The organism is Azospirillum terrae, from assembly GCF_053470425.1.
The window spans coordinates 711,305-729,949 of the sequence record NZ_JBPXMR010000001.1 but is presented as its reverse complement, the minus strand read 5'-3'; the positions used below and the strand labels follow the sequence as shown (position 1 = coordinate 729,949).

12 protein-coding genes are annotated in these 18,645 nt (G+C 68.4%); 3 read left to right on the top strand and 9 right to left on the bottom strand.

The window, feature by feature from the left end:
• Positions 1-7: 7 nt before the first annotated feature.
• The 9 genes from ACSVDD_RS03360 to ACSVDD_RS03320 form a co-directional block, all read right to left on the bottom strand.
• Positions 8-1,078 carry a glycoside hydrolase family 183 protein gene (locus ACSVDD_RS03360; protein WP_448187873.1) on the bottom strand — a complete coding sequence of 357 codons (1,071 nt, stop codon included), beginning with the start codon at positions 1,076-1,078 and terminating at the stop codon, positions 8-10.
• A 131-nt stretch (positions 1,079-1,209) separates the two neighbouring features.
• The gene (locus ACSVDD_RS03355) at positions 1,210-2,538 is read right to left on the bottom strand and encodes a glycosyltransferase family 4 protein (RefSeq protein ID WP_448187872.1); all 1,329 of its coding nucleotides are present in this window, start codon (positions 2,536-2,538) and stop codon (positions 1,210-1,212) included.
• Entirely contained in the window at positions 2,535-4,736 is a 2,202-nt protein-coding gene (locus tag ACSVDD_RS03350; protein WP_448187871.1) for a glycosyltransferase family 2 protein, read from the bottom strand. The genes ACSVDD_RS03355 and ACSVDD_RS03350 overlap by 4 nt, the downstream gene beginning before the upstream one ends.
• Complete coding sequence (locus ACSVDD_RS03345; protein WP_448187870.1) at positions 4,736-6,016, bottom strand: glycosyltransferase family 4 protein; 1,281 nt, start codon at positions 6,014-6,016, stop codon at positions 4,736-4,738. Before ACSVDD_RS03345 ends, ACSVDD_RS03350 begins: the two co-directional genes overlap by 1 nt.
• A complete protein-coding gene (locus ACSVDD_RS03340; RefSeq protein ID WP_448187869.1) occupies positions 6,013-6,876 on the bottom strand; it encodes a class I SAM-dependent methyltransferase in 864 nt (287 codons plus the stop codon). Before ACSVDD_RS03340 ends, ACSVDD_RS03345 begins: the two co-directional genes overlap by 4 nt.
• Positions 6,873-9,170, bottom strand: a complete 2,298-nt coding sequence (locus ACSVDD_RS03335) for a glycosyltransferase (RefSeq protein ID WP_448187868.1) — start codon at positions 9,168-9,170, stop codon at positions 6,873-6,875. The genes ACSVDD_RS03340 and ACSVDD_RS03335 overlap by 4 nt, the downstream gene beginning before the upstream one ends.
• Positions 9,171-9,240: 70 nt before the next feature.
• Positions 9,241-10,194 (bottom strand): calcium-binding protein, encoded by a 954-nt coding sequence (locus tag ACSVDD_RS03330; protein WP_448187867.1) that lies wholly within the window; start codon positions 10,192-10,194, stop codon positions 9,241-9,243.
• 374 nt (positions 10,195-10,568) lie between these two features.
• The gene (locus ACSVDD_RS03325; protein ID WP_448187866.1) at positions 10,569-11,897 is read right to left on the bottom strand and encodes an HlyD family type I secretion periplasmic adaptor subunit; all 1,329 of its coding nucleotides are present in this window, start codon (positions 11,895-11,897) and stop codon (positions 10,569-10,571) included.
• Positions 11,894-13,624: a type I secretion system permease/ATPase gene (locus ACSVDD_RS03320; protein WP_448187865.1), complete on the bottom strand. Its 1,731-nt coding sequence runs from the start codon at positions 13,622-13,624 to the stop codon at positions 11,894-11,896. The genes ACSVDD_RS03325 and ACSVDD_RS03320 overlap by 4 nt, the downstream gene beginning before the upstream one ends.
• A gap of 552 nt (positions 13,625-14,176) precedes the next feature.
• On the opposite strand from ACSVDD_RS03320, the gene ACSVDD_RS03315 reads away from it, so the two are divergent.
• The 3 genes from ACSVDD_RS03315 to ACSVDD_RS03305 all read left to right on the top strand — a co-directional run bounded on the left by ACSVDD_RS03315 (position 14,177) and on the right by ACSVDD_RS03305 (position 18,253).
• Positions 14,177-14,734: a MarR family winged helix-turn-helix transcriptional regulator gene (locus ACSVDD_RS03315; protein WP_448187864.1), complete on the top strand. Its 558-nt coding sequence runs from the start codon at positions 14,177-14,179 to the stop codon at positions 14,732-14,734.
• A complete protein-coding gene (locus ACSVDD_RS03310; RefSeq protein WP_448187863.1) occupies positions 14,731-15,945 on the top strand; it encodes a DUF2336 domain-containing protein in 1,215 nt (404 codons plus the stop codon). The genes ACSVDD_RS03315 and ACSVDD_RS03310 overlap by 4 nt, the downstream gene beginning before the upstream one ends.
• 505 nt (positions 15,946-16,450) lie before the next feature.
• Positions 16,451-18,253 carry a carbohydrate-binding domain-containing protein gene (locus ACSVDD_RS03305; protein ID WP_448187862.1) on the top strand — a complete coding sequence of 601 codons (1,803 nt, stop codon included), beginning with the start codon at positions 16,451-16,453 and terminating at the stop codon, positions 18,251-18,253.
• Positions 18,254-18,645: the final 392 nt, after the last annotated feature.

The following is an 18,645-nucleotide window of genomic DNA, read 5'->3' as shown; positions in this document are numbered from 1 at the left end:
TGAACTCTTAATGACTGGACGAGGCTGGCCGGATCGTGACCGGCAGCCGCACGAGATCGCGTTCCGTACCCGGCTTACAGCCGTTGAGCGCGTCGCGGGTGAGGTAAAGAAAGGCTGTCTCTCCGATGTCCTCGAAGTTCCGCGAGGGGCTGGCCGGATCGAGCAGCGCCGGATAGTCGTAGGCGTAGCGGCTGTTGCAGTCGGGCGCGAAGGCCGGCGGGGCCTCCCACACCAGCCGCGGCTCCGACCAGTTCGTCAGGTCGGCCGAGGTGGCCGCCCAGACGCCGCCCGGTTTTCCGCCCTGCATCAGGGCCACATACAGGCCGCTCGAGCGGTGGCGGACAAGGCTGGTCACCGTGCCCAACAGCTTCGGCAGCGGGGCGCAGACGTGCGCGGCGGGGTCCGCCGCATCGGCGTAAGGATCGGCGAAGGCGGTGGTGAAGCCCTTGCCGTTCCAGGCCCGCCACGACGCGGCGTCTGCGAGGTCGCGGGTGCGCATCAGGCAGACGCCGCGCTTCTGCGCGCCGAACGGCTCGGCGAACAGCATGGCGTAGTACCAGCCCTCGCGCTCGACGATGGAACTGGGGCTGAACAGCCCGGCGCGGTGGCCGAGGTCGCCCTGGTAGCGGTAGGGCAGGCCGGCGACGTAGCGCGGCGGCGCGAAGCTCCGACCGCCATCGGTGGAGACCGTTGCGGTGACGCTGTTCCACCAGCAGGAGGCATAGCGCTTGCTGGGGCACAGGGCAGGGCGGAGGTGGCCGTGGAACTCGTTGTGCACCAGGGCGTGGACGGTGCGGCCGTCCAGCGTGTAGGGCGAGACGAGCCAGCCCATGTCGTCGAAATGCTCGGGTGCTGCGTCGTGGTCGGCCTGGAAGACGATCCGGCAGTCGTGCTTCAGCGTGTCGAGGCTGGGGCCGGCCATCAGGCGGGCGCGGTAGTGGGTGGCCAGCAGCCGCACCTGTCCATCGGCGCCTCGCCACGCGCGGGCCGGCGCATCCGGCACATCCCACGGCTCGCACGCCTGGGTTTTCCAGTCGAAGACGACTTGGGGTGTGGCCGAAGTGGGGGTGATGTTCAAGTCCGCGGCGTGCGCGGGCAGGGCGAGGAAGAATGTGAGGGCGAGCGTGCAAGCCCGCGCAACGGCCCTTAAGCCCCTCTCCCCTTGCGGGAGAGGGGTTTGGAGAGAGGGGCTATGGACGGTGCTCATCGTCACGCCTTCTGCGCCACGGCGCGCCGCGGCGCGGCCGGGGCCGCGGCCTGCGGGGCCTTGGCCGCCAGCAGACGGTCGTAGATGTCCACATGCCGCCGCGCGCACTCCACGCGGTCGATGGGGCGGCGGATGCGCATGTGCAGCCGGTCCCACAGGTCGGGCGTGGTCAGCACCTCGGTCAGGCGGTCCACCAGATCCTCGACGCTGGCGTTGCGGAAGTGCAGGCCGTCCACCCCGTGCGTCACCTTCTCGCCCATGCCGCCGATGTTGCTGGTGATCAGCGGCCGGCCGTGCAGGAACGCCTCCTGGATGACGACCGGCGAGTTCTCCCACCAGATCGACGGCATCACCACCCAGTCCACGTCCTTCATCAGCCCCGGCAATTCGGCCGAGCGGTAGCTGCCATAGAAGCGCACGCGCTCGCCGGCCTTCTCGGTGATCTCCAGGAACTTCTTCTGATAGGCCTCGGGCTGGCGCTCCAGGTTGCCGCCGTAGATCATCAGCGCGCTGTCCTCGCCCCACACCTTGGCCGGCACGCGGCTGATCGCCTCGACCAGCACATGGGCGCCCTTGAACTCGGTCAGCTGGCCGAAGAAGGCGAAGCGGTTGCGCCGGCCGCCGCGCGGCAGCGGGCGGGGCGGGACCACCTCCTCCACCGTCAGACCGTTTTCGATCATGCTGAAGCGCTCGCGCGGCAGGCCCCAGTCCACATAGCGATCGATCAGGAAATGGCTCGGGCTGACGTAGAAGTCGGCCAGTTCCAGGAAGGTCTTGAGGAACAGCTCTCGCTTGAAGAATTCGGCTTCACTGATGTGCGGGAAGCAGCCGGTGCAGTCGGCCGGGCTGGCGCGGTAGCACAGCGCGTTGCGGCTGGTCTTCACCATCTGGCCGTGGTGGTTGCAGATGGACAGATACTCGTGGAAGGTCACCACGATGGGAACCTCGGGCAGCGCCTGCTTCAGCGCGAACAGCGTCTCCACGCCGAGCCCCAGGAAGTGGTGGAAATGCACCACATCCGGCTGCAAGTCGCGCACGTACCGCACGAAGTCCTGCTCCAGCCCCGGCAGGTTGCGGTTCGAGCAGCGCAGGTGATCATAGTCGTTGGCGTAGAAGAGGACCTCGCGCTCCTTCTGGCGCAGGCTCATCAGCGCCGATCCGCCGTGCGGCGTGATCGGCGGCGCCGTGCGGGCGAGGTAATGGCTCTCCCAGCCCGGCAGATCGTGCAGGCCCTGGAACAGATTGTAAGACGCCACCTCGGCGCCGCCCAGCGAGAAGGCCGGGTGACCGTGGCTGATGATCAGGACGCGCTTGTCTTTGCTTTTGGTCATCGCGGGCTCACCCCGAAATCGGTGTTGGCGGGCTTTATGGTGTTGGATTTTGGGGCCCACAGGCGGTTGAAGGCCCAGCGGTCCACCAGGGAGCCGGTCTGGCGCCAGTATTCGTGCGCGGATTGCCGCGCCTGCTCGTCCACGGCGACCAGCGCCACGGTCGGCACCCACAGGCAGGTGTGCCCGGCCTTGCCCAGGCGAAGGCAGAAATCGGCGCTCTTGTACTCGGCGCTGACGAACCCGGCGGTGAGGCCGCCGGCTTCCGAGACCAGACGCTTGGGCAGCAGCGCGCAGTCCACGGTGGCGGCGGGCACCGTCACCGGCTGGCGCTCCTTCAGCCACTCCCTGGGGTAGCCGGCGAACTGGGCGACCGGACGGTCGCCCTCGACGCGCACACCGGCGAAGCGGATGGAGAAGTCCTCGTACAGCAGCGTCGGGCTGACCATGGCCGGCCGGCCGAGCGTCGCCGCAGCGCGCGTCAGCTCCGACAGCCAGCCGCGCGCGGTCGGCAGCACGGCGGTGGACAGCAGCAGCACAGTCTCCGACGCCGCGTGCGGCAGCGCCGCGGCCATCGCCTCGAAGGCATCGTGCGCCTGCGGGGCCGGCACCAGACGCACCGCCATGCGATAGAACGCGGCGGCGCGGCGCAAAGTCAACGCGAGGCGTTCGGAACTGCCGGCAGCCGCCGCCACAAGGATTTCCGCCTGGGCGAAGTCCGGGTCGATGGCGAGGCGGGCGAGGTGCAGGTCCACGTCCTCGCGCCCATCGGTGACCGGCAGGATGACGGAGACGGTCGGGGCCGGCAGCGTGCGGCCCATGGCGAAGGCCGGTGCCACCGGGGCGTCCGGCACCGTGCGGCCGGCGGCCTGGACGATGGGGCCGACGTGCCGCTCGATCAGCGACTCCGCGGCCGGATTGTTGATGTCGACCAAGCACAGCAGATGCCGCACCAACTCGGAATTCGGCGGCACGGGGTTCGCCGGCAGATAGGCGGCACCGCCGTCGTTCAGCGCCAATTCCAGATGGAAAGCCGCGTCGTCCGCGATGCCGGCGGGTTCCGGCACGAAGGCCAGGAAGCCATGGTCGTGGCGGTCGGACGGCAAACGGCCGGCGAAGCGGCCATCGTGGGAGAAGCCCTCCGTCACATCCTTGCGCTGGGTGCGGAACCAATCGCCATCGATGGCGGCTTCCAGGCCGGGGCCGTGTAGGATCACCGACGCGATGTGGCGCTGCGGGTCGAGCAGCCAGCCGGTGACCAGCACGCCCACGCCGGCGACGCGCACCGCCCGGTCGAGCGCCGCGCACACCGGAACCTCCAGGCGCGACACCGTTTCATGCCCTTCATAGACCGCGGTGACGCGGCGGCGCAGCGCCCGCAGCACCATCGGGTCGGCGTTCAGGCGCGGCAGCAGGTCGCGCAGATGGTGCAGCGCCACGCCATCCGGCAGCAGGATGCGCTCGGCGAACAGCTCCAGCTCGCACCAGCGGTTGCCGGCGCGGTAGTAGATGTGGCGGATCTCGTCCGGCGTGTGCTCGGCCGCCGGCAGCACGGCGACGAGGCCCCAGGCGGTGTCCGGCAGGTCGGGGCGGCGGATGGTGCCGACCTCGGCGCGGTAGAGGCGGCAGGACTCGGTTTCGACCAGCAGTTCGACCCGGCCGGCCGCCAGTGACGAGGACCAGCCCTGGACCATCAGCCCATTGCCGGCCGACAGCCGGCCGAAGATCTCGGCGAAGCCCTCGGGCCGGGCGATGTGGGCGACGAAGGCTTGCAGGAAGCGGCTCAGCCGCGCCGACAGCGCCGGGCCGTCGGCCGACGCCAGAACGCGCAGCAGGAAGTCGAACACCGCCGGCATGGCGTCGGCGTGCTCCTCCTTCAGCGCGGAGAGCAGGCCCCAGGGGTTGACCTTGACGTTGCGCAGCCGCGGCAGCGCCAAACGGCTGCCGGCTTCGTCGGAAACGGCGATGCGGCTGGCCTGGAAACGCCCGGCGTCGGGGGCGCGCAGCGCCGCAACCATCCAGTACCCGCCATTCTCCTGCGGCCAGCAATGGGCATCGAAGCGGCCCACCGCGTCGCCGTTGACGCTGGCGGTGCCGCAGGCCAGGGCCGGCTGCTCGCAGGACCCCAACAGCAGCAGCGTGTCGTCGTCGATCAGCACAGCGACCGAGAGGTCCGGCTGGAGGATGGTGTCGTTCATCATCAGGCCCTTTCGGCCAGGACGGTGTGGACCCCGGCCAGCACGTCGTAGAGGGCGCGGTGCTTGCGCGCACACTCCACGGTGGTCGGCACGGCGGGGACATTGGAGGAAAGGCGCTCCCACAGGCCCGGCTCGTTCGCCGCGCGGTCGAGCGCGCGGGCGAGGTCCACCGGGTCGCCGGGGCGGAAGTGCAGGCCATCGATGCCGTCGCGCACCGCCTCGGCCATGCCGCCGATGCCGGAGCAGATCACCGGGCGGCCCTGCTGGAAGGCCTCCTGGATGACCAGCGGCGCGTTCTCCCACCAGATCGACGGGGTCAGCACCCAATCGACGCGGCCGAGCAGCGCCGCCATTTCCTCGCGGCGGTACGGGCCGTGCGGGCTGACGCGGCCGGCGCAGGCGGCGATGGCCTCGCCGACGTCGTTGGTGAAGGTCTCGGGCTGGAACGGGGCGCCACCGTGCACCTCCATGCGGAAGCCGGTCTCGCCGGACTCCACCAGACGCTTGGCGGCGGCCAGGGCGACGCGGATGCCCTTGTAGGGGCTGAGATTGCCGAAATAGCCGAACACGTCGCGCCGGCCGCCATCGGCCAGGGCGCGGGGGGCGGCGCGCTCGGCCTCGGGACGGCCGTTGTGCAGCACGTCGATGCGCTCGGCCGGCAGGCCCCAGGCGATGTAGCGGTCGCGCAGGAACCGGCTTGGCGACAGGAAGCGGTCGACCAGCCCCAGCATGGTCTTCAGGTGCTTTTCGCGCAGCACGAATTTGTCCGGCGTGCGCTCGGGGAAGCAGCGGTGGCAGGCGTCGGGCGAGGCGCCGGTGCACAGCGCGTGGGTGACCGGCGTCACCATCTGCCCGTCGTTGGCGCAGATCGGGTAATAGTCGTGCAGCGTGTAGACGATCTTCGCGCGCGGCAGCACGCGGCGGATCAGGAACAGCATCTCCACGCCCAGCAGCAGCGTGTGGTGGACGTGCACGATGTCGGGCTTGAACGAGCGCAGCAGGTTCGACAGGTCGGGCACGATGCCGTGCAGGTCGATCTGGCTCTGGTAGAAATGGTCGAAGTGCCCGGCCCAGAGGATGACCTCGTCGGCGCTGCGGCCCAGCGTCTGAAAGTTGGTGCCGGGCTTCTGCTGGCGGTGCACCTGGTTGGTGCAGGCGAGGAACAGCGCTGGCACGCCGTCGGCCTTCAGCGCGCGGAACAGGTCGTGCGCGAAGATCTCCGTGCCGCCGGGGTGCAGAGCCGGGTGGTTGTGGGCGATGAAGAGAACGCGGGGCGCGCTCATCGAACGGTCTCCGTCTTTTCGAGCACCAGCAAGTCCTGGTAGCTGTCGGCGCCGGACCTTTCGGCCCGCTCCCGCCCGCTCCAGTGGCCGCGGACGATGGGGCTGGCCGGACGCAGGCCGTGCGCGGTGCACAGGCCGAGCAGGAACCCCTCGTCGTAGGCCACCGCACCGTTGGGCGCGTTGGCGTCGGCGATGAATTCCGGCCCCGCACCGTCCATGAATACCGGCCTCGTGGTACCGTCGCGCAGCGCCGTGCGCGCGGCGTGATCGACCAGGAACAGGCTGAGGAAGCAACGCCCGCCCGTGCGCAGCACACGGGCGATCTCCGCCACGTAATGCTCTGTTTCCTGCTGGCGCAGGTGTGTGAAAACTGAGGTCAGGAGAACGAAGTCGTAGTTCCCCGTGCGCATCGGCAGCGACACCCGCGCCGCGTCGAGCCGGCCATCGGGGTTGTACAGCGCGTTGGCCGCGTCCAGGTGGTGGAAGCGGAACTCCGGGTAGGCGGGGGTGATCGTCTCGCGGCACCACGCGATGCCGTCCTCGACGATGTCCAGCCCGTCGTAGGCGCCGGTCAGGTATTGCGTCAGCGGCAGCGCCATGCGGCCGATGCCGCAGCCGATCTCCAGCACCCGGTCGGTGGGCTTCAGCCCGCCCAGACGCACGAAGTGGCCGAGGAACTCGGCCCCCACCGCGCGGAAGTCGCCGTCGCCGACGAAGCAGCGCTCGGCCGGCGGCACGGGGATGAAGCGGTTGCGGGCGACCTGCTCGCACAGCCACTCGATGGTCGGGGCGCTGCGCTGGGCGCGCAGCAGAACGACCTTGCCGGTGCGGTCGGCTGCCGGCATCGCCTGCGCGTTCATCGGCGACCCTTCCGGTTCTTGCGCTTGGCAGAGACGGGGGCGGGGGCAGGGGCGGCGACCGGTGCGACGGCGTCGTCCGCCGGCCAGTCGCGGTTCATCAGATCGCTCATCAGCGCGCTCCAGCGGCCGGCGTGGAGCCAGCGGTTGTAGTGGGCGGCGACGCCGCGGGTGTAGCCGGTGTTGCGGGTGATCGACTGGCGTTCGAGGTGGTACAGCTCGACGTCCGGGACGTAGCGAATCTCGTGCCCGGCGCGGCGCACCTTCAGGCAGAGGTCGGAGTCCTCGTAGTCGCCGATGATGTAGTCCTCGGTGAAGCCGCCGACCGCCTCGAACAGGGCCTTCGGCATCATCATGCAGGCGCCGGTGACGCCCGGCACGGCGCGGGCGACGGTAGCCGGCGCGTAGTCGCGCGGCATGCCCTTGAAGTAGTGGTGGTTGTACCAGCCGCCCTCCAGATCCTGGAGGAACAGCATGCCGGCGTGCTGGAGCGATTCATCGTCGAACAGCAGCTTCGGCCCGACCATACCGGTGCCCGGCCGCTCGGCGAGGCCGGCGGCCAGCTTCGGCAGCCAGCCCGGCCGGTCCGGCACCACGTCGGAATTCAGGAATAGCAGCGTGTTGCTCCGCGCCACCGCGGCGCCCGCGTTGTTGGCGGCCGAGTAGCCGTAGTTGGCGCCGTTGACCAGCAGCAGCATGGGCAGGCCGTACAGGCCGTGCAGGCCGCGCAGCATGTGCTCGACCTCCTTCGCCTGTTCGGGCGAGTCGAGCACGAAGATCAACTCCGCCCAGGCCATCGCCGGATCGGTGGCGAAGGCGCCGAGCTGGAAGCGCAGGAAGTCCAGGTTCCGGTACAGCGGGATGATCACCGAAACGTCCGGCCGCTCGGGCAGCGTGCCGAAGCGCACCATCGTGGGCGCCGTCCGGCTGGCGAGGTGGGCGGCGTGCAGCGGCGCCACCGCGGGGGCGATCACCGTTTCCAGCAGCGTGTCGGTGACGAACCCCGGCGGTATGCTGCCGAGCACCAGCGCGCACGCCTCCTTGGGCGAGGACGGGGCGGGCGGCGGCACCAGCGTGATGCGCCCGCCGGAACCCAGGCGCAGCTCGCAGCGCACCTGGAGCGACGGGCCGGGCTCAGGCGGGCCGGGCAGGAAGGCGGCGAAGCCGTGCATCGCGCCGGGGGCGCTGTGGAACAGCTTCGCCACGTCCTCCCTGGGGAAGCGGAAGGACAGTGTGTCCAGCGAGCGCTCCTCGCCGAACGGCGACAGGATGCCCAGGCCGGTGGTCAGCGCGTGCGGGTCGTGCACCCAGCCGGCCAGGAACAGGCCGCCGTCGCCCGTCGGCACCGCCACGTCGACCGCGGCGCCCACCGGGCGCTCGGGGTCGGCGAGCTGGCGCTTGGGCTGCGGCATCAGCACCTGCATCTCATAGGCGGTGGCGCAGGCCGCGGGCTCGTGCCGGCCGCGCTCGGCGAGGCAGCGGGCGAGGTGGTGGCGCAGCGCGGTGGACATGCCGCGGCGCTGCTGCACATGCTCCAGCAGCGTCGGCAGCCCGGTGCCGGCACCGGCCACGGTGCGGCAGGCAAGGCCATTGCGGCCGAGCAGCACCACCAGCGTCTCCGGCCGGCTCAGCGCGCGCTCCAGCACGAGGTGCATGGACAGCCGGCCGCGCGCGTCCGGCGCGGTGCCGATGTGCGCAGCGAAGGGGATGGTGGCCAGCGTGTCGCCGGTCAGCGCCACGACGCCGAGCACTGCGCCGAAGCTGGCGGACAGATTGCCTTCGCACAGCACCAGCGTGTCGGTCAGCAGCGCGCTGGCGGTCAGCGCCGAGGGGCGCGGCGACAGCTCGCTGACCAGACGGCGGCAGGCGGCGACGAAGCCGGCGTCTTGCTTCAAGGCGCCGGTCGAGCGGCAGAAATCGAGAATGAGACGGGCGACGCGCAGGCGCGCCGCGGCGTCCAGGCCGCCCAACAGCAGCGCCGGGTCGAAGTCGGGCAGGCCGGCGCCGGCCCGGGCTTCCGCCAGCAGGTGGCCGGACTGGTCGTGGAACGCCGCGACACCGCCGCGCCCGCCCGGCCAGCGCAGCACGGCGTAGCTGCGCTGGCTGCCCCAGGAGGTGCGGACGGTTAGCGTGGTGTAGGGCAGCGGTGCTTCGCCGCCGTTGACCGAGGGGGTGATGCGTGAGGGCGCATCGGTATGGCTGGCCTCCCAGACCGCCAGGAGGAAGCCGCCGCCAAGGGCGTGCAAGCTGGCGGCCGCCACGGCCTCGCTGCTTCGAAGGACTGCGATCTGGGTCATGGTTCCTGCGGGGTGAGGGCCGGCGGCTCAGACGGGCTGGGCCGCCGGCGTTGCATCGGTCGTCCGTGCGTCAGTCGATGGTGAAGTAGGCGTGCGGGTTGTGGTGGACGTCTTCGGCGTGGACGCCCACCAGCGTGATGGTGTCTCCGTGGCCCAAGTCGATCACGGTGTTGCCGTGCACGTCGCTGACGCGGCCGGCCAGATCCTCCGGCGAGTGGATGTGCAGGCCGTTGATGTTGCGGGAGATCTGCAACAGATCCTCGCCGGCCTTGAAGTCGAGCACCACGTCCTGGCCGCCGCCGCCGCTGAACACGAAGGTGTCGTGGCCTGCGCCGCCGGTCATGGTGTCGTCACCCTTGCCGCCTTCCAGCGTGTCGTTGCCGTCGCCGCCGGACAGGAAGTCGTCGCCCTTGCCGCCGTCGAGCTTGTCGTTGCCGGCGTTGCCCTGGAGCTTGTCGTTGCCGTCGCCTCCGTCGATCTGGTCGTTGCCGTCGCCGCCGACCAGGAAGTCGTCGCCCTTGCCGCCATCCAGCTTGTCGTCGCCCGCCCCGCCGCTGAGCGTGTCGTCGCCGGCGTTGCCGTTGAGGGTGTCGTGGCCGTCGCCGCCGGACAGGAAGTCGTCGCCCTTGCCGCCTTCGAGATTGTCGTTGCCGGCGTTGCCCTGGATGTTGTCGTCGCCCTTGCCGCCATCGGCGTGATCGTTGCCGTCGCCACCGACCAGGAAGTCGTTGCCCTTGCCGCCGTCGAGCGCGTCGTTGCCCGCACCACCGGCCAGCGTGTCGTCGCCGGTGCCGCCGTCGAGGTGATCGTTGCCGGTCAGGCCGGTGATGAGGTCGTCGCCCTTGCCGCCCTCGACATGATCGTCGCCGCTGCCGCCGAACAGCAGATCGTTGCCCGCGTGGCCGTTGATGTGGTCGTTCCCGTCCTTGCCGAGGATCAGGTCGTCGCCCTTGCCACCGTTGATGTGGTCGTTGTGGTCGGTGCCGACAGTCGTGTCGTAGGAGGCGCCAGGGATCGTGGACATTGGTTGGTTTCCTTATTGATTATCCGGGGGGAGGCGAGTGTCGCCGTTCGTCTGGGGCGCATTCTTCATTGGTGGTAGAAGAATCGCAAGTGGTGAATCGTAACGTATGACCCGTGGCCACTGAATGTCTCATGTGTATAGGCTATATGAGCCAGTAAAGAACCGCGTTGTTCCCATGCTATTTGCGGATCTGTTCTGGATTGGTTGTTGGATGTTTCGGTTTTCAAAGCTTTTGTGACCGGATTTGGACTGTGAAAGAGCCAATAAAAAGGCGATTTCAAAAGGCGCGCTGTCCGGCGTGTGGGCACAAAAAGCAAAAGGCGGGGAACCTGAGTTCCCCGCCTTCGTGCCGGCGTATCCTTGGTGGCGACGCGCTATTCCTCGCGCAGCGAGCGGCGCATGCTGTCGGTGATGGGGGAGATGAAATAGTCGATGGCCTTGCGGGCGCCGCTGGTGATCATCACTTCCGCCGGCATGCCAGGATACAGCTCGACCCTGTCGAGCTTTGCCAGCGCCGCCGGCAGCAGCCGCACGCGGGCCATGAAATAGGGCGCGCCGGTGCGCTGGTCCTTCAGCTGGTCGGGTGAGACCGACATCACCACGCCCTCTACCGGCGGCACCTTGCGCTGCTTGTAGGCGGTGAGGCGGACGCGCGCCTGCTGGCCGGCGCGCACGCTGTCGATGTCCGATGGGCTGACCGAGGCCTCGACCACCAGATCGTCGTGCTCCGGCACCAGATCGAGGATCGGCGCTCCGGCGGGAATGGCGCTGCCCGGCGTCAGGAAGTGCACGCCGACGACGCGGCCGTCCTGCGGTGCCGCGACGGTCAGGCGGCGCATCACGTCGCGGGTGCTGCGCAATCGCTCCGACAGGTCGGCCAGCGCAGCCTGCGTCCTTTGCAGATCGTCGGCGATCTCCGACCTGCGGGTGTTGGCGACGTCGAGGATCTCCAACTCGGCGGCGGCGATGCCCTGCTCGGCCTGGGCGCGGTTGGCTTTCAGCTCGCCGATTCGGCCCTTCAGATCCGAGACGAGGCGCTGCATCTCCAGAAGCCGCGGCCGGCGCTCGTAGCCCTTGTCCACCAGTGACTTGACCATGCGCAGCTCGTCGTCGGTGAGCGACAGGCGCTCGGACGTGGCGGCGCTCTGGGCGTCGATGGCGGCGATCTGCTCGCGCAGTTGGGCGATGCGCTTGCGCTGAACGGCCAGAAGCCCCTCGTTGCGCTCGCGCCGGGCGGTGAACAGGCCGCGCTCGCTGGCGATGGTGTCGGCGGCGGCCGAGTTCCCCGCCGCTGCGGCCACCACCTCGGCCGGGATCTCCAACGCGGAGCCCTCGGCCTGCTCGGCGCGCAGCCGCGCCAGACGGACCTGCGCCGCCCAATGCTGGGTCTGGATCTGCGCGATCACCGCCTGCACCTGCGTGTCGTCGAGGTTCAGCAGCGGTTGGCCGACGCGGACCACATCGCTTTCCTTAACCAGCATGGCGCGCAGGATGCCGCCTTCCAGGTGCGAGATGGTCTTGCGCTGGCTGTCGGCGACGATGGTGCCGGGGGCGATGGCGGCGGCGTCGAGGTCGGCGAAGCAGGCCCAGCCGAAGAACCCGCCGAAGCCCAATCCCACCGCCAGCGCCCCGCTCAGCATGACCTTGCGCAGGGCGGGATCGAGGCCGGAGTCGATGGTCGCGGGCAAAGCGGCGGCCTTCATCGCGTGTCTCCGGCCCGCACCAGTCGGGCGACGGGCTTGGCGGCGGCGGGGGTGACCGCCTTGATGATCTCGGTGCGCGGGCCGAACTGCTCGACCATGCCGTCCTTCAGCACCAGCAGCTTGTCCACCTCCGAGACGATGGACGGCCGGTGGGTGATCATGACGACCGTGGTGCCGGCGGCCTTGGCGCGCGCGATGGCCTGCATCAGCGCCTCCTCACCGAGGTTGTCGAGGTTGGAGTTCGGCTCGTCGAGCACCAGCAGGCGCGGCTCGCCGTACAGCGCGCGGGCGAGCGCCACGCGCTGGCGCTGACCGCCGCTCAGGCCCCCGGTGGTGTCGCCCAGCGGCGTGTCGTAGCCGTAGGGCAGGCGGCCGATCATCTCGTGAATGCCCGCCAGCTTCGCCGCCGCGACCACCGCGGCGGGGTCGCCTTCCTGCATGCGGGCGATGTTCTCGCGCACCGAACCCTCCAGCAGCGCCACGCTCTGCGGCACATAGCCGACGTGGCGGCCGAAGCTCTCGCGCTCCCACAGCCACGTGCTGTGGCCGTCGAGGAAGATGCCGCCGGCACTGGGCTCCCACACGCCGACCAGCAGGCGGGCCAGCGTCGACTTGCCGGCGCCGGACGGGCCGATGATGCCCAGCACCTCGCCGGGTTCCAGCGAGAAGGACACGTTGCGCAGCACCGCCCGGTCGAGCCCCGGCGGCACGTAGCTCAATCGGTCCACCGTCAGCCGGCCGTCGGGCCGCGGCATGGGGATGGTCTCGCGCTTCGACGCGGCGGTGGTCAGCACCTGACGGACCCGGCCGAAGGCGGACAGCGCGAACACCCACTGGCGCCAGCCGTCGATCAGATGCTCGAAGGGTTGCAGCAGGCGGCTCATCAGCATGCCCGCGGCCATCATGCTGCCCGGTGAGGCGTTGTTGTCGAGCACCAGCAGCACGCCCACCGCCGTCGTCCCGATCTGCAGCATCATGCGCAGCGAGCGGGTCAGCGCCGTCATGGCGCGGGCGCGCGACGAGCCGCGGTCGAGCAGCTCGCTGGTGCGGGCCTGCTGCTCCTGCCAGCGGCGCGACACCGCGGGCAGCATGCCCATGGCCTCGATCGCCTCGGCGTGGCGGACGGTGGCGCCGACCTCGGCAAAGGCGCGGGCGGCGGCCTCGTTGGCCTCGGCCAGCGGGCGGCGGGTAGCCAAGTCGGTGATGACGCTGAGCACCATCAGCAGCGCCGCGGCGGCGCAGGCCAGCGCGCCGTAGGCCGGGTGGAGCAGGAACAGCACCACCAGGAACAGCGGCACCCAGATCAGGTCCAGCGGCACGGTGATCGACGAGCCGGTGATGAAGGTGCGCAGCTCGTTAAGGTCGCGGATGGTCTGGCTGGTGCTGCGCCCGCCGCCCAGCGCGTCGACGACGGCGGCCTGCAACGCCGGCGCGTTCAGCCGGCGCGCCACGATGCCGCCGAGGACCTGGAAGGTGCGGCCGCGGATGTAATCGAGCACGCCGGCCAGCATCAGGCCGGCCATGGCGATCAGCAGAAGCATGACCAGCGTGTCGATGCTGTGGCTGCTCATGACGCGGTCGTACACCTGCATGGTGAACAGCGGCACAATCAGCATGAGCGCGTTGGCGAAGCAGTTGAGGGCTGCGGTGAACAGCAGCCCGTGGCCGATCTGCCGCAAGGTGCCGTGGAGTTCGGCCGGCACGCGAGAAGTCGGGGCGATCGTCATGGCCGTGCGGAACCTTTCGGGTGTCGCCGATGGACAATCCAGGACGGCGACGGTAGGCGCCGGTCGCGCGAAAGGTCAACGGAAAATGGTATGACGCAAATTGTTTGCAATCATTTGGATATGAGGCGCAAACTGTTTGTTTGTTGTTTCGGAGTTCGAAATATCAGTGTTGCTGAATTGTGCGGAGCATTATGAAGTGCATAGATATTTCTGAATCGAAAACAACCCGTTTTGTTTGGTCGTCGCGTTTTGACGTAAAAGTAGGTTGGCGTGTTGTTGCTTTATTTTGCTGGACAGATTTCTCTCTGATGACATAGTTGCTTTCGCAAATACTGCGATTGGCCGGATCGACTTGACTCGGCTCGCACGCTTCATCCACTCGATGTCCCGGTCACCGCAGGGCTGAAAAATGTCCCAACAATTTGAAGCGATTATCCGGCAAATCTTGCTGCACGCCATCTCCGACGCCTGCGCGAGATGGCGGAAAAAGCCGGCAAACACATTGGTACGACACGATTTTTCATGCCGCCGGAGCAGCACCAGGAGCCACCGATGAACGCCGCCACAGCCACCGCCGCCGTCGAACCACTGCCAGCCGAAACCGCCCGTCCGGGGCGCTTCGTGGGGAAGGGCGTCTGTTACGATCTGGCCCGCATCATCGAAAGCATGAACCGCCGCTTCCAGGACGTGGTGCGCATCGAGCTGGCGCGCATCGGGGTGGATGACCTCAGCGCCGTTCAGGTGCTCATGCTCATGCACATCGGCAATGAAGAGTTGTCGGTCCGCGACCTGCTGGAGCGCGGCAACTATCTCGGCTCCAACGCATCCTACAACCTGAAGCATCTGGTCGAGGCCGGCTATGTGGACCGCGCCGCTTGTGCCCGCGACCGCCGCACGGCGCGCCTCAAGCTGTCGCCGCAAGGGCTGCGGATGTGCGACGAGCTGCGCCGGCTGGAGGCCGTGCGCAGCGAGGCGATGATCCGCAGCGAAGCCGACGCCCAGGAATTCGAGGCCACCTACCGCACGCTGCGCCGGCTGGAGCGCGCGTGGTGCGACCTGATCCGCTACGACGTCGGCAGCCTCGACTGGGGGAACGGGGACCTCCCGTGAGCGCACACGCCCTGACCTCCGACGACGTCGCGAACCTGTCGGCCGCGCCGACCACCGACACCCGCATCGTCACCATGACCAAGCTGGTGCACGATCTGGAGGCCGGGGCGCTGAGCCCGGTCGAGCGCACTCTGGCGACCGACATCCTGCACCGCTTCGCCGCCGACGCCGAAGCCACCGTGCGCGAGGCGGTCGCCTGGCAGATCCACAACAGCACGCTGCTGACCGAATCCCTGGCCGAGCGTTTGGCCCGCGATGTCGGGTCGGTGGCGTTTCCCGTGCTGCGCCATGCCCAGGCGCTGGGCGACGAATTCCTGTTGCAGATGGTCGCCGAGAGCGATGACGGCAAACAGCTGGCCATCGCCGGCCGCCGCACCGTGTCTGCCACGGTGGCGAACGCCATTGTCGAGGTCGGCAACGTGGTGGTCGTCACCCGCCTGCTGCGCAACGCTGGTGCGGCGCTGCCCGAACCGGCGCTGCACAAGGCGGTGGACCGTTTCGGCCAAATCCGCGCGGTGACCGACGCCGTGGCCGCCCGGCCCGAGCTGTCCATGGCGCTGGTCGAGCGGCTGATCGCCTTCGTGTCCGAGGAGATCCGCGCGTCGCTGGTGAAGACGCACAAGCTGTCGCCGCACCTCGCGGCACGGCTGGTCGAGCGGGGACGGGAGTCGGCGACCATGCTGCTGCTCCAGCCCATGGTCCACGAAATCGCCGATGTCGAGCTGGTGGCCCGCCACTTGGAGGTGAACCACCGGCTGACCGCATCGCTGCTGTGCCGCGCGGTGTGCGCCGGGGAGTTCAAGCTGTTCATCGCCGGTGTGTCCGTGCGCGCCGGCATCGCGATGGACAGCGTTCGTCTGCTGGCGTGGGACGACGGCCCGCTCGGCCTGGAGGCGCTGTTCCGCAAGGCGCGTCTGCCCAGCGTCCTCCAGGCGCCGGTCCGCATCGCCATCGCCGTGGCCCGCGAGATGGGTTACAACGGCGGCGACGAAGGGCGGGCCGCGTATCAGGCGGAGGTCATCGCCGAGGTCTTCACCGAGTGCGCGGAAATCGACGAGCGCGAGATGGACGATTTGCTGCTCCAGCTTGTCGATCAGGCGCCGGCCGAGGTGGTGGACCGCGCCATGGCGCGCGCCGGCCTGTCGCTTCCGGTCCCACCCACCCGCCGCCCCGCCTCGGGCGAACGCGTGCTGCCGGTTAGCGCTTCTTAAGGGCTCAACCCAACCTAAGAATGCTGAACGCTCCCCAATTCGTCATGCCCGTGCTTGACACGGGCGTCCACGGGGGCGTTGCCAAGTGCCGCGCGTGGATGGCCGGGTCAAGCCCGGCCAGGACGGCAAAAGGACTTTCGCACCGCGAGGAAACGGGCCGCTAATCAGATCGGCCAGTCCTCGCGATCCGTCTTTTTGCGACGTTGACCAAACCAAAAATCCGGCCTGCACTTTCCCAATTCGGCGGCGGCAATGACATTTGTCGGGCTGGCTTTCGCGGGGGTATGGCAAGATGAAGCGCAGTAATAGACGTGTTGTGCTGTGTTCGATGGCCTTGGTCCCTCTGCTGTCATTCTTTATTACGAGTCTGACTCCTGTAGATCACGTTCGTGTCACAGACTCGCAGAGAGTCGAAATCGCTGATTCAGAGTCATTTAACCAATACGCGCTAAAATCACGTCATCACACGACGCATGGCGTCTTAGGAAAAGCGCGGAGAAAAGACATGGCTAGCCAGATGCTCTTTGATGACGAGTTCAACTCGTTCGATGCCTACAGCAAGACCGACGCTTGGCATACGGCTTACCACTGGGGACCGAACTCGGTAATCAATGGTGAGAAGGGTTACTACGTCGACACGGAGAATGCTGGAACGACGGGCCCGGCTGGAGCGGTCAATCCCTTCAGCGTGAACAACGGTGTCCTGACCATCACGTCCGCCCCGACGACCAAGGCGCTGCCCACCGGCCAGTCCTACACCACCGGTGTGATCTCCAGCATGGGGACCTTCGAGCACACCTACGGCTATTACGAGATGCGCGCCGACTTGTCGGGCGGGAAGGGGTTCTGGCCGGCGTTCTGGCTGATGCCCGCCGACAAGATCTCGCCGCCCGAGCTCGACATCATGGAGTTCTCGTCGCGTCTGCCGAATGAGTACGTGACAACTTTGCATTCCAATGCCGGCGGCACTTACAAAATGTCGCAGCAATTCACCCAAAATTTGCCGGATCTGTCACAGGGTTATCACACGTACGGTGTGGACTGGCAGTCGGACAAGATCACGTGGTACTTCGACAACAAGGCGGTCTACTCGGTGGCGACGCCGTCCGACATGCACAAGCCGATGTACATGCTGCTGAACCAGGCGGCCGGCAGCAGCAACAGCTGGATCGGCCTGCCGGACGGCTCCACCCAGCAGTACAACATCGACTACGTCCGGGTGTACGACACCAAGCCGACCGACACCGCCACGGCTCCGGCGCCGACCCCGACGCCCACCCCGACTCCCACGACGGGTAACGCGACCGTCGTGGTCAACGCCTCGGGCACCCCGGCGGCCGGAGTCAACGCGCACTTCAACGTGCTGATCGACGGTGTGAAGATCGGCGAGGCCACGGCCGGCACCACCGCCAAGGACTATTCCTTCACCGCCGGCGTCGCGGCCAGCACCGCGCACAAGGTTGAGGTGCAATTCGACAACAACGCCAACACCACCACCGAGGATCGCAACCTGATCGTCAACAAGATGACGATCAACGGCAACGCGGTGCTGCCCACCAGCTCGACGGTGGTTTACGACCGTGGCGCGCTGGACGGCGTGGACGTGCTGCCCGGCCAGTCCATGATGTACTGGAACGGCACGCTGGTCGCCAGCACCCCGTCCAGCTACTACCCGGCGGCGACCACCACCACGCCGACCACGCCGACCACCACCGCCTCGGGCATCGTGGTGAACGCCTCGGGCAGCCCGGCGGGCGGCGTCAACGCCCACTTCAACCTGCTGATCGACGGCAAGAAGGTGGGCGAGGGCACCACCGACACCACGGCCAAGGACTTCGTCTTCAACCCGACGATGACGACGGATGCCGCGCACAAGGTGCAGGTGCAGTTCGACAACGACGCCAACATCAATGGCGCGGACCGCAACCTGTTCGTCAACAAGATCACCATCAACGGCCAGGCCGTAGCGCCGACCGCGTCGATCGTGACCTACGACAAGGGTGCGCTCGACGGCAAGGACGTGGTCGCCGGCCAGTCGAGCCTGTGGTGGAACGGCACGCTGGTGGTCAACGCCGACAAGTCCTACTTCCCGGCCGCGAAGGCCGCGGCCGCGGCGGCGGCGCAGGCCGACACCTCGCTGGAGACGTGGCTGCACCTCAACCCGCAGTCGACCGACGCCCCGGCGTCGGGAGCGGCGGCGGCCGACCATCCGGTGATCGATCCGAGCGCCTTCACGCTGCACGACATGGCGCACACGCCGGACATCCACACCGACATGACGATCCAGAACTACAACGCGGGGCACTAACCGGGTGGTTTAATCCGAGGGGCGACCCGCACGGAACGGGGCCGGCAGCCAGCGCTGCCGGCCCTTTTCCGTTCCGGCTACCCACGCCTGGGTCCGTACTTGGAGGTATGCGGACGTCCGATGCACCCGCTCGCTTCGCCCGGAATCCGTACGGCGACCGCCGGTATCCGCCCGAAGACGATCCTTCGCATTGCGAATTTACCGGCCGGGGCGGCTCTCGCACTATCAATCCAAGGTCACGGCATCCGACCGGCCGTGACACAGCTGAGGTGGGAGCAAAGGTCCGGGAAGAGCGGCGGCGCTGTTCAGGGAGGGATGCCGCCGTCCCTTCGAGAGGGACGCAAGTCGACACCGCTGATCCGTGGCCGGCCAACTCCTGGCTGATACGTGGC

Bases quoted from the DNA above. Each gene is read 5' to 3' on its own strand.
- ACSVDD_RS03340 (WP_448187869.1), bottom strand. From the start codon at position 6,876: ATGAACGCGCAGGCGATGCCGGCAGCCGACCGCACCGGCAAGGTCGTT.
- ACSVDD_RS03335 (WP_448187868.1), bottom strand. From the start codon at position 9,170: ATGACCCAGATCGCAGTCCTTCGAAGCAGCGAGGCCGTGGCGGCCGCC.
- ACSVDD_RS03330 (WP_448187867.1), bottom strand. From the start codon at position 10,194: ATGTCCACGATCCCTGGCGCCTCCTACGACACGACTGTCGGCACCGAC.
- ACSVDD_RS03345 (WP_448187870.1), bottom strand. From the start codon at position 6,016: ATGAGCGCGCCCCGCGTTCTCTTCATCGCCCACAACCACCCGGCTCTG.
- ACSVDD_RS03325 (WP_448187866.1), bottom strand. From the start codon at position 11,897: ATGAAGGCCGCCGCTTTGCCCGCGACCATCGACTCCGGCCTCGATCCC.
- ACSVDD_RS03320 (WP_448187865.1), bottom strand. From the start codon at position 13,624: ATGACGATCGCCCCGACTTCTCGCGTGCCGGCCGAACTCCACGGCACC.
- ACSVDD_RS03350 (WP_448187871.1), bottom strand. From the start codon at position 4,736: ATGATGAACGACACCATCCTCCAGCCGGACCTCTCGGTCGCTGTGCTG.
- ACSVDD_RS03355 (WP_448187872.1), bottom strand. From the start codon at position 2,538: ATGACCAAAAGCAAAGACAAGCGCGTCCTGATCATCAGCCACGGTCAC.
- ACSVDD_RS03315 (WP_448187864.1), top strand. From the start codon at position 14,177: ATGAACGCCGCCACAGCCACCGCCGCCGTCGAACCACTGCCAGCCGAA.
- ACSVDD_RS03305 (WP_448187862.1), top strand. From the start codon at position 16,451: ATGGCTAGCCAGATGCTCTTTGATGACGAGTTCAACTCGTTCGATGCC.